Annotated in this window: 12 protein-coding genes, 1 tRNA gene, 1 pseudogene and 1 riboswitch; of the genes and pseudogenes, 9 read left to right on the top strand and 5 right to left on the bottom strand. The window is 72.3% G+C overall.

All coding sequences use genetic code 11. The annotated features are described in order from the left end of the window. Positions 1–127: 127 nt before the first annotated feature. Positions 128–1,591, bottom strand: coding sequence for a PTS transporter subunit EIIC (locus tag ACSNOK_RS25305; RefSeq protein ID WP_436783069.1), 1,464 nt, complete (start codon positions 1,589–1,591; stop codon positions 128–130). Between the two features lie 273 nt (positions 1,592–1,864). Further along, the gene (locus ACSNOK_RS25300; protein WP_436783068.1) at positions 1,865–3,175 is read right to left on the bottom strand and encodes a PTS transporter subunit EIIC; all 1,311 of its coding nucleotides are present in this window, start codon (positions 3,173–3,175) and stop codon (positions 1,865–1,867) included. A gap of 96 nt (positions 3,176–3,271) precedes the next feature. Between ACSNOK_RS25300 and ACSNOK_RS25295 the strand changes: the two genes are divergently transcribed. The 4 genes from ACSNOK_RS25295 to rdgB all read left to right on the top strand — a co-directional run bounded on the left by ACSNOK_RS25295 (position 3,272) and on the right by rdgB (position 5,648). Further along, positions 3,272–3,601: a glucose PTS transporter subunit EIIB gene (locus ACSNOK_RS25295; protein WP_436783070.1), complete on the top strand. Its 330-nt coding sequence runs from the start codon at positions 3,272–3,274 to the stop codon at positions 3,599–3,601. Between the two features lie 118 nt (positions 3,602–3,719). Further along, positions 3,720–4,451: a ribonuclease PH gene (rph, locus tag ACSNOK_RS25290; protein ID WP_436783067.1), complete on the top strand. Its 732-nt coding sequence runs from the start codon at positions 3,720–3,722 to the stop codon at positions 4,449–4,451. Positions 4,452–4,547: 96 nt separating this feature from the next. Next, positions 4,548–4,967, top strand: coding sequence for a hypothetical protein (locus ACSNOK_RS25285; protein ID WP_436783066.1), 420 nt, complete (start codon positions 4,548–4,550; stop codon positions 4,965–4,967). 78 nt (positions 4,968–5,045) lie between these two features. Beyond that, positions 5,046–5,648, top strand: coding sequence for an RdgB/HAM1 family non-canonical purine NTP pyrophosphatase (rdgB, locus tag ACSNOK_RS25280; RefSeq protein ID WP_436783065.1), 603 nt, complete (start codon positions 5,046–5,048; stop codon positions 5,646–5,648). 76 nt (positions 5,649–5,724) lie between these two features. On the opposite strand, the gene ACSNOK_RS25275 is transcribed toward rdgB, so the two are convergent. After that, positions 5,725–5,797, bottom strand: a tRNA-Leu gene (locus ACSNOK_RS25275). A 395-nt stretch (positions 5,798–6,192) separates the two neighbouring features. Between ACSNOK_RS25275 and ACSNOK_RS25270 the strand changes: the two genes are divergently transcribed. After that, positions 6,193–6,735 (top strand): hypothetical protein, encoded by a 543-nt coding sequence (locus tag ACSNOK_RS25270; protein WP_436783064.1) that lies wholly within the window; start codon positions 6,193–6,195, stop codon positions 6,733–6,735. Next, on the top strand, positions 6,735–8,006 hold the full coding sequence (locus ACSNOK_RS25265) for a sensor histidine kinase (RefSeq protein WP_436783063.1): 1,272 nt from the start codon (positions 6,735–6,737) through the stop codon (positions 8,004–8,006). The genes ACSNOK_RS25270 and ACSNOK_RS25265 overlap by 1 nt, the downstream gene beginning before the upstream one ends. A 31-nt stretch (positions 8,007–8,037) precedes the next feature. Here the strand turns inward: ACSNOK_RS25265 and bcp are convergent, their stop codons facing one another. Beyond that, positions 8,038–8,505: a thioredoxin-dependent thiol peroxidase gene (bcp, locus tag ACSNOK_RS25260; RefSeq protein ID WP_436783062.1), complete on the bottom strand. Its 468-nt coding sequence runs from the start codon at positions 8,503–8,505 to the stop codon at positions 8,038–8,040. A gap of 170 nt (positions 8,506–8,675) precedes the next feature. Here bcp and ACSNOK_RS25255 point away from each other — a divergent pair, with 170 nt between their 5' ends. From ACSNOK_RS25255 to ACSNOK_RS25245, 3 genes are all read left to right on the top strand, one after another. Continuing rightward, a complete protein-coding gene (locus ACSNOK_RS25255) occupies positions 8,676–9,002 on the top strand; it encodes a DUF3618 domain-containing protein (RefSeq protein ID WP_436783061.1) in 327 nt (108 codons plus the stop codon). Between the two features lie 248 nt (positions 9,003–9,250). Further along, positions 9,251–9,553 carry a GroES family chaperonin gene (locus tag ACSNOK_RS25250; protein ID WP_051072711.1) on the top strand — a complete coding sequence of 101 codons (303 nt, stop codon included), beginning with the start codon at positions 9,251–9,253 and terminating at the stop codon, positions 9,551–9,553. A 53-nt stretch (positions 9,554–9,606) separates the two neighbouring features. After that, positions 9,607–9,672, top strand: a riboswitch (guanidine-III (ykkC-III) riboswitch). A gap of 31 nt (positions 9,673–9,703) precedes the next feature. Continuing rightward, a complete protein-coding gene (locus ACSNOK_RS25245; RefSeq protein WP_436783060.1) occupies positions 9,704–10,024 on the top strand; it encodes a DMT family transporter in 321 nt (106 codons plus the stop codon). Between the two features lie 83 nt (positions 10,025–10,107). On the opposite strand, the pseudogene ACSNOK_RS25240 reads toward ACSNOK_RS25245, so the two are convergent. Next, positions 10,108–10,294, bottom strand: a pseudogene (locus ACSNOK_RS25240) (hypothetical protein); the annotation flags it as partial.

Here is a 10,294-nt window from a genome sequence, read left to right as displayed (position 1 = left end):
GGTGGGCGACCGCGGGGGGGGGGGGGGCCGGCCCCCGCGAGAAACGGTGAAAGGGCGGGACAGGGGCAAACCGAAACCCCCGGGACCGACCACGGTCCCGGGGGTTTCGGCAGTGCTCAGCGCGAGATCAGCGCTTCGCCTTCGAAGCGGGCTTCCGCTTGCCCTGAGCAGGCGTCTTCTTGGCGCCGCCCTTGGCGGCGGCGGGCTTCGCACCGGTCTTGGCAGCGGCCGGCTTGGCCTCCGCGTTCGCCGTGGCCGGCTTGGCCTCCGCCTTCGCGGCGGCCGCCTTCGCCTCGGCCTTGACCGCCGGCTTCGCCTCGGCGACCTTCGCCGCCGCCTCCGCGAACTCCGGATCCACCTCGCGCCCCGGCGTCATCAGGTTGAACTTGGTGATCGCGAACCGGAACACGAAGTAGTAGATCGCGGCGAAGCCCAGACCCACCAGGATCAGCGCCCACGGCTTGCTCGCGATGCCCCAGTTGAGGACGAAGTCCACCGCGCCGGCGGAGAAGCCGAAGCCGTCCTTCATGCCGAGCGCCCAGGTCAGGGCCATGGAGACACCGGTCAGCACCGCGTGGATCGCGTACAGCACCGGCGCGACGAACATGAACGTGAACTCGATCGGCTCGGTCACACCGGTGACGAACGCGGTGAGCGCGAGCGAACCCATCATGCCGCCGACGACCTTGCGGTTCTCGGGGCGGGCGCAGTGCACGATCGCCAGGCAGGCGGCCGGCAGGGCGAACATCATGATCGGGAAGAAGCCGGTCATGAACTGGCCCGCGGACGGGTCCTTGGCGAGGAAGCGGGCGATGTCGCCGTTGACGGTGCCCTTGGGGCCGTCGAAGGAACCGGCCTGGAACCACGGGAAGGAGTTGAGCAGGTGGTGCATGCCGATCGGGATCAGACCGCGGTTGGCGACACCGAAGATGCCCGCGCCGACGGCGCCGGAACCGACCAGCCACTCACCGAAGTTGTGCAGACCCGTGCCGAGGACCGGCCAGATGTAGCCGAAGACGATGCCGATGAGCAGACCCGCGAAGGACGACAGGATCGGCACCAGCCGGCGGCCGCCGAAGAAGCCCGCCCAGTCCGGCAGCTTGGTCCGGTAGAAGCGCTGGTAGAGCAGCGCGACCACCAGGCCCATGACGATGCCGCCGAGCACCTTGGCGTCGACGGTCTGCTCGACCAGGGCGACCTTGTGGTCGACCACCGCCTCCTTCTTGGGGAGGCTGCTGTCGGTGAAGGTGCCGAGCACCTTCTGGAAGACCAGGTAGCCGGCGACGGCGGCCAGCGCGGTCGAGCCGTCCGACTTCTTGGCGAAACCGATGGCGACACCCACGGCGAACAGCAGCGCCATGTTGTCGAGGATCGCGCCGCCACCGGCCGACAGGAACTGGGCGATCTTGTTCAGGAAATGCGGGAACGACGCCTTGCCCAGCATGTCGTCCTGGCCCAGGCGGACCATCAGCGCCGCTGCGGGCAGCACCGCGACCGGCAGCATGAGGCTGCGGCCGATACGCTGGGCCACAGCCATCGCGCTTTTGCCGAAGCCCTTTTTCTCGGCCGCTGAGGCGCTAGCCGTACTCATCGGATTCCTCCAGGTGCGGCGGGCGCTCGGAGATCGGGCGACGCGCCCTCTGGATGTGCCCGCTGAAAACGCTGAAACTTATGGTCTACACCACTTGGTGGTTTAGACCTGTTGTAGCACGTGAAGCGGGCATAAAGGAATCCGTCAATGACGGTGGGGTGCGACACACGGGACGTGTGGGGCGAATCACATCATGGCTGCCCCGTTCGGCCCTTTACTCCCCCTACGTCCCCCCGCCCTTGGCGGCGCCCTCCACCTGCCTCCCCTTCAGTCTCACTCGGTCTTCTCCCGCTCCATCTCCCGGGCGACCTCCTCCGGCTCCCGGCCCGGCGTCGGCAGGTCGAACCGCGTGATGGCGAAGCGGAAGACCGCGTAATAGACGACGGCGAACCCGAACCCGATCGGAATGATCAGCCACGGCCGCGTCGCCAGCCCCCAGTTGATCACGTAGTCGATCAGCCCGGCCGAGAAGCTGAAGCCGTCGTGCACACCGAAGGCCCAGCTCACCGCCATCGACACCCCCGTGAGCAGCACGTGCACCGCGTACAGCGCCGGCGCGATGAAGAGGAACGAGTACTCGATCGGCTCGGTGATGCCGGTGACGAACGACGTCAGGCCGACCGACAGCATCATGCCGCCGACGACCTTCCGGTTCTCGGGGCGGGCGCAGTGTGTGATCGCCAGCGCCGCGGCCGGCAGGGCGAACATCATGATGGGGAAGAAACCGGTGGTGAACTGGCCGGCCGACGGGTCGCCGGCGAGGAAGCGGTTGATGTCGCCGTGCACCACGGTCCCGTCCGGCTTGGTGTAGTCGCCGAACTGAAACCACATGAACGTGTTCAGGAACTGGTGCAGCCCGACCACCAGCAGCGCCCGGTTCGCCACTCCGAAGACGCCCGAGCCCGTCTCGCCGAGGTCCGACAGCCATTGGCTGAAACTCGTCAGCGCGTCGCCGATCGGCGGCCACACCCACAGGCAGACCACCGCGAAGACCAGCGCGACGAACGACATCATGATCGGGACGAGCCGCCGACCGTTGAAGAAGCCCAGCCAGTCCACCAGCCGCACCCGGTGGAAGCGGACCCAGAACCAGGCGCTCAGCAGGCCGATCACGATGCCGCCGAAGACCCCGGGATTCTGGTAGCCGGCGAGCGTCGCCGCGCCCGATCCGGAGACGCAGACGCCGCTCCACAGCCCCGCCCCCGCGAACTTCGCCGTCTGCGGGCAGTCCTCGGGGAACTGGTGCAGCACCGAGAAGTAGACGAGGAAGGCCACGACCGCCGCCAGCGCCGTCGAGCCGTCCGCCTTCTTGGCCATGCCGATGGCCACGCCCACGCAGAAGAGCAGCGGCAGCCCGAGCGCCGAGTCGAGCAGCGCGCCGCCCGCCCCGGCGAACACCTTGGCGACGTCCGTCCAGCCCAGGCCGTCGGCGCCGAAGACGTCGGGCTGGCCCAGCCGGTTGAGGATGCCGGCGGCGGGCAGCACCGCGATCGGAAGCTGGAGGCTGCGCCCCATCTTCTGCAGGCCCCCGAGGAAGCCCTGCCACGGCTTCCGCCGGGGTGGTGCGGTGGCCTCCGCGCTCATCTGCGTCCTCCCGGCTGGCATACTGGTGTAGACCACTTAGGGGTGTGATTCCGGGCATCCGGAAGGCGGCGCCCGGTGGCCGCCATCTTTCGCCAGATGACGGACATACGCCCACGTAATTGGTCTGAACGTGGGTTAACGTGGGAAAGCCGGTCGGCGGGACCGCCGAGGGCCGAGACAACAGGAGTGCACATGGCCAGCAAGGCAGAGAAGATCGTCGCCGGTCTCGGCGGGCTCGACAACATCGAGGAGATCGAGGGCTGCATCACCCGTCTCCGCACCGAGGTCAACGACCCCGAGCTGGTCGACGAGGCCGCCCTCAAGGCCGCCGGCGCCCACGGCGTCGTGAAGATGGGCACCGCTATCCAGGTCGTCATCGGCACCGACGCCGACCCGATCGCCGCGGAGATCGAAGACATGATGTGAGCCGCTGAGGCTCCGGGCCGCCCCGGCGGCCTGTTCGAAGGGCCCTGTTCCGGCCACTCGCGCATCGGCGCGGGTGAACCGGAACAGGGCCCTTCGCGATCCCGATAGGCTCATCACCATGTCTCGCATCGACGGCCGCACGCCCGACCAGCTTCGCCCCGTGACCATCCAGCGCGGCTGGAGCAAGCACGCAGAGGGCTCCGTCCTCGTCTCCTTCGGCGACACCAAGGTCCTCTGCACCGCCAGCGTCACCGAGGGCGTCCCCCGCTGGCGCAAGGGCAGCGGCGAGGGCTGGGTCACCGCCGAGTACGCGATGCTGCCCCGCGCCACCAACACCCGCGGCGACCGCGAATCCGTCCGCGGCAAGATCGGCGGCCGCACGCACGAGATCTCCCGCCTCATCGGCCGCTCCCTGCGCGCCGTCATCGACTACAAGGCGCTCGGCGAGAACACCGTCGTCCTCGACTGCGACGTCCTCCAGGCCGACGGCGGCACCCGTACCGCCGCCATCACCGGCGCCTACGTCGCCCTCGCCGACGCCGTCGCCTGGGCCCAGCGCAAGAAGCTCGTCAAGCACGGCCGCCACCCCCTGACCGGCACCGTCTCGGCCGTCAGCGTCGGCATCGTCGGCGGCGTCCCGCTCCTCGACCTCTGCTACGAGGAGGACGTCCGCGCCGAGACCGACATGAACGTCGTCTGCACCGGCGACGGCCGCTTCGTCGAGGTCCAGGGCACCGCCGAGGCCCAGCCCTTCGCCCGCGCCGAGCTCGACGCCCTCCTCGACCTCGCGGTCAAGGGCTGCGCCGACCTCGACGCCGCCCAGCGCGCGGCGCTCGAACAGACCCTGTAGCCGACGCGAAGCCGTGGCTACCATGCTGGGGGCGCGGCGAGGAGGCCGTGCCCCCAGCGACCACGGGCAGCACGCCCACCGGAGGGGAAACCGCGCATGGCCCCGCGCCACCACCGCCCGCGCCGCACCACCGCCGCCGCGGCCCTCGCCGCGGCGGTCCTCGCGCTGCCCGTCGTGACGGCCTGCTCCCAGGCGCGGGCCGCCGCCGACTGCGGCGCCCTCGCCAAGGACCTGCGCCGCGACGTGGCGGACCTGCGGCGCACCATCGCCGACGACTCCAAGGACCCGCAGAGCGCCCAGGAGTTCATCGACAAGATCAACCGGGACCTGGGCGAGATCACCCGCAGGACCGACACCGGCACCCGGGACGGCGACGTGGCGGTCAAGGACGCGGTGGGCGCGGTCACCGCGGCCGTGGACGACATCCAGGACAGCGTCGGCGACGGCGAGCGCCCCGACGTCGCGCCCCTCACCAAGGCGGCCGGCTCGCTGACCACGGCCTGCGCCAAGGGCTGAGCGCCGCCCGGCGGCCGGGGGCGGGACAAGACGGGCCGGCACGCGACCCCGTCGTGACCGGCGGGATAATCGGGACCCATGAAGCGCCTGATCCTCGCCACCCGCAACGCCCACAAGGTCACCGAACTGCGCTCGATCCTCACCGGAGCCGGCCTCGACCTCGAACTGGTGGGCGCCGACGCCTACCCCGAGATCCCCGACGTCAAGGAGACCGGCGTCACCTTCGCCGAGAACGCCCTGCTCAAGGCGCACGCCCTGGCCCAGGCCACCGGCCTGCCCGCCGTCGCCGACGACTCCGGCCTCTGCGTGGACGTCCTGGGCGGCGCCCCCGGCATCTTCTCGGCCCGCTGGGCGGGCCGGCACGGCGACGACAAGGCCAACCTGGACCTGCTGCTCGCCCAGCTCTCCGACATCGACGCCCCGCACCGCGCCGCGCACTTCGCCTGCGCCGCCGCCCTGGCCCTCCCGGACGGCACCGAGCGGGTGGTCGAGGGACGGCTGCGCGGCACGCTCCGCCACGAGCCCGCCGGCGCCGGCGGCTTCGGCTACGACCCGATCCTCCAGCCCGACGGCGAGACCCGCACCTGCGCCGAGCTGACCGCCGACGAGAAGAACGCCATCAGCCACCGCGGCCAGGCCTTCCGCGCCCTGGTACCGGTGGTGCGGGAGCTGCTGGGCTGACGCCCGCGACCCCTGGGCCCCGGGTATACGCCGACGGCCCGGCTCGCATGATCGCGAGCCGGGCCGTCGGCGTCAGTGCGCCCGGTCGGATTCGAACCGACAAACACGACCACCTAAAGATCGCCGCTCAGCCCTTGGCGTACGGGCGCCGGTGCCGTGCCTACTGTACTGGGCCGAGCCGGGCGCGGGAGAGGAGAGTCCGGCCATGCTCCGCGGGCCGGCGGGCGCCCTCCGCTCCGTACGGCGTCCGGAGCGGGGCCCGGTGACGGAGCGTCGGCGGGCCGGCCGCGAACGGCGCGAGGACGGGGCCGCCGGGGAACACCCGTTCCCGGTGCGGCGAACGCGCGTGCGGCGCGTCACACCCGTCCGTCCCGCCGCGAACCGGTCGTCCCCGGAAGGGAACGCGACCTCCGAATTACCCGTCCCTCACACCGGGGGAGAGGCGGGCGTACCGCGCGGCCGCCCCGCGAGCCGGCCGATCCGGTCGTTCTCGTCGACCGCCCCCCGAACGTCCGCCCGCGGCCCGACCGAGGAAGAGAGTCCGATGACCGACCGTGCCGAGCCCCGCCGGCGGGTCCGCGTGCGCACCCTCCTGGGGCTGTCCGGCGGGGTCGCGGCGCTGGTCCTCGGGGGCGTGTGGCTGGGGCAGGGGGCGGACCGGGCGAACGCCGTGTCCGACGCGCCGCAGACGACGCGGGCCAAGAAGGAGCAGCAGGAACAGCGGGACCGGTCCAAGGCCTCGGCCGAACTGGCCCCGGGCGCCGCCCAGGAGTTGCCGGGCGTGCGCGACTGCGGTTACGGCGAGCTGCTGCTCGAGCCGAAGATCATCACCCTGAGCTGTGCCAACGGCGGCGCGGTGGCGAGCGACATCGAGTGGGACGCGTACGCGGCGGACAAGGCCGAGGGCGACGGCGTGGTGCTCGTGTCCAGCGGCGCGAACGGCTCGGCGCGGACGTCGTTCCCGGCGCGGCTGACGCTCTCCCGGCCGCGGAAGATCGACGGCATGCTGGCGTTCACCTCGGTCGAGGTGGTCTACACGGGACTCACCCCGGCCGGGAAGACGACCGAGACGTACTCGATCACGTGATGGGCATCCGTGGCCGGATCGCGCTGGCGATCTCCTCCGTCACCGCGCTGGCGGTCGTGCTGCTCGGCGTGGCCGTGCACCACGTCTCCGGTCTCGAACGGGACCGCCAGGCGCGGGCCCAGCAGGACCGGCTGCTGAGCTCCGCCCTCCAGCTCTACCAGCGGGAGGGGCAGGTGACGCTGAACGCGCAGCTGGACGACGCGGCGCTGCCGGCGCCGCTGGCCAAGGCGGTGGGGAAGGGGCGTTCCGGGACGTACATCAGCGGCGGCGAGGACCCCCGGGTGTGGGCGGCGACGGGCGTCGGCTCCGGCAAGGTGCTGTCCGTCTCGGCGTCCTACCCCAAGCGGGACGCGTTCCAGCGCGCCCTGGACTGGGCGCTGTTGCTGGCGGGCGCGGTGACGGTGGTGCTGATGGCGGTGGTGAGCTGGTTCGTGGCCCAGGGCCTGTCCCGGCGGCTGCGGCTGAGCGCGGCCGAGGCGCGCCGGATCGCGGCGGGCGAGGCGCCCTCGGGCGGCTCCGCGCCGGCCGGCGGCGACGAGGTGGCGGAGCTGGAGCGCTCGGTGCGGGCGATGGCGACGGCGCTGGCGGCCCGGGTGGACGCGGAGCGCGAGTTCACCGCCGACGTGGCGCACGAGCTGCGGACGCCGGTGGCGGGCCTGGTGGCCTCGGCGGAGCTGCTGCCGCACCCGCGCGCGGTCGAGATGGTGCGGGAGCGGGCGCAGACGCTGCGGGCGCTGGTCGAGGACCTGCTGGAGGTCTCCCGGCTGGACGCGGGGGTGGAGAGCGCCCAACTGGACGCGGTGGAGCTGCCGTCGCTGGTCCGGGGCGTGGTCAAGCGGGCGCGCGGCCAGCGCGGGGTGGACGACGTGGCGGTCGAGGTGGTCGGCGAGGGCCGCATCGTGGCGACGGACGCCCGCCGGGTGGAGCGGATCCTGGTGAACATCCTGGCCAACGCGGCGAAGCACGGGAAGCCGCCGATCGAGGTGCGGGTGGAGGGCACCCGCATCGTCGTCCGCGACCACGGCTCCGGCTACCCGCCTGAGCTGGTCAGCCAGGGGCCGCGGCGGTTCCGTACCGCCGCCCCCGAGCGGGGCACCGGGCACGGGCTGGGCCTGACGATCGCCGTGGGCCAGGCGGCGGTGCTCGGCGCCCGGCTGGAGTTCGGCTCGGCGGAGGGCGGCGGCGCGCAGGCCGTCCTCGACCTGCCGGAGGCCGAGGACGAGCCGGAGGACCGGCCCGTGGTGCGCGGTGAGGGGGCGTACGACCGGTGACGGCCGGCGGGCCGCGCGCCCCCTCGGTGCCTCAGAGCCCCAGGTCCTTGATGATCTTCGCGACGTGGCCGGTGGCCTTGACGTTGTACAGCGCGCGCTCGACCTTGCCCTCCTCGTCGACGATCACGGTGGAGCGGATGACGCCGGTCACGGTCTTGCCGTAGAGCTTCTTCTCGCCGAAGGCGCCGTACGCCTCCAGCACCTTCTTCTCGGGGTCGCCGACCAGGGTGACCCGCAGTTCCTCCTGCTCGCGGAACTTCGCGAGCTTCTCCGGCTTGTCGGGCGAGACGCCGATGACGTCGTAGCCGTGGCCCGCGAGGAACTCCAGGTTGTCCGTGAAGTCGCAGGCCTGCTTGGTGCAGCCGGGGGTGAGGGCGGCGGGGTAGAAGTAGACGATGACCTTGCGGCCCTTGTGGTCGGCGAGGGAGACGGGCCGGCCGTCCGCGTCCGGCAGGATGAAGGCGGGGGCGGTGTCGCCGGGCTGGAGTCGCTCGCTCATGGTTCTCCTGTGCTTCGGGGCGGTGGGCGGGTCTGCCGGTGCCCGAGCCTAACGACCCCTTCGACCGGAGGGCGGGCCCACCGGGGGTGCCATGGGGCGGGGCGCCGAGCGAACTGACAGACTGTTGTCATCACTCGTCATCACTCTTATGAGACTACGGAGGCAGCGCGGTGCCGGAAGCCAGGACCCCTGCTCAGATCGAGGCGGACATCGCCCGCAGGCGCAGTGAGCTCGCCGTGACGCTCGACGAGATCGGTGTGCGGATGCACCCCAGCACCATCATCGGCGACGCGAAGGCGAAGGCGGCCTCGAAGGTGGACCACACCCTCGGGCGGGCCTGTGCGATCGCGAACCGGGTCGTCTCGGACGTACGGGCGCAGTTCATGACGGACGAGGGCGTCCCGCGCCTGGAGCGGATCGTTCCGGCGGCGATGCTGGCCGTCGGCGTGGTCGGCCTGCTGACGGTCTCCTCGCGCCGCGGCAAGCACAAGAAGTAGCGCGGACGCCACGGGTCGTCGCGCCCGTACGGGACCGGCCGCGCGCGGTCCCGTACGGCGCCCGCCCGTCGCCGCCGGTGACGGGCGGGACGCGGTCCGTGGCGGTACGGGGGACAGCCGGGGCTCCTCATGGCGGAAGCCGCCCCGGAGCCCCGGGAACCCTTCCCGGTGTGGTCTCACGGGCCCGCCCGGCCGGGTACGGTCGTGGCGTGCGTACGAACACGACCCACGACAAGCTGCCCATCCGGATGCTCCACGACCGTGTGCTGGTCCGGACCGACATCCCCGAGGGCGAGCGCCGCTCCAGCGGCGGCATCGTCATTCCCGCGACGGCGGCGGTGGGCCGCCGGCTGGCCTGGGCGGAGGTCGTGGCCGTGGGCCAGAGCGTGCGCACGGTGGAGCCGGGCGACCGGGTGCTCTACGACCCCGAGGACCGCGCCGAGGTCGAGGTCCGCGGCGTGGCCTACGTGCTGATGCGCGAGCGCGACCTGCACGCGGTGGCGGCCGAGCGGCTGGAGGGGTCGGACGACTCCACCGGGCTGTACCTGTAGCCGCACCGCGCCGGACCACCCCCGAACGTCGCCGCCGGACCGTACCCCGCGGCCGTTTGCTACCGTCGGAAGGACCCCGACGAGACGCGCCGTACCGGGTCAGGACAAGACGACGCACCCCCTGAGAAGCGATTCCACGGAGGTGCCCCCATGGCATGGGTCCTGCTCGTCGTCGCCGGCCTGCTCGAAGTCGGCTGGTCGGTCGGTATGAAGTACTCCGACGGTTTCACCCGGCTCTGGCCGAGCGTCTTCACGGTCGCCGGGATCGTCGCCAGCATGCTGCTGCTCTCCCGGGCCGCCCGGACGCTGCCGATCGGCACGGCCTACGGCGTGTGGGTCGGCATCGGCGCGGCGGGCGCCGCCGTGCTCGGCATGACGGTGCTGGGCGAGCCGGCCGGCGCGGCCCGGATCCTCTTCGTCGTCCTGCTGCTGGTGGCCGTGGTCGGCCTCAAGGCGACGTCCGGCCACTGACGGCCTCCCCGGACGGAACGCGCGATGCCCCGGCCCTTCCCGGGGCCGGGGCATCGCGCCGTCGGATCGGCAGCCGCGCCGGATCAGTAGTCGTACCCCAGCAGGTCGTGGTCGTTCGTCCGGTTCTCCCGCCCCGGGTTCGGCCCCAGGGTGATGATCGGCAGCGAGGGCGGCCCGGTGGGCTCCGGCGGCTCCGGCGGGAACGACGGGCGCACCGGACGCGACGGGGGCGCGGTCGTCGGGGGCCTGCGCGGGGGCGCGGTGGTGGAC

The sequence above is a fragment of the Streptomyces sp. URMC 126 genome (assembly GCF_051386555.1).
Taxonomy (GTDB): Bacteria; Actinomycetota; Actinomycetes; order Streptomycetales; family Streptomycetaceae; genus Streptomyces.
Note: the sequence above shows the minus strand (reverse complement) of the source record. Positions and strands in the feature narration are given on the sequence as shown.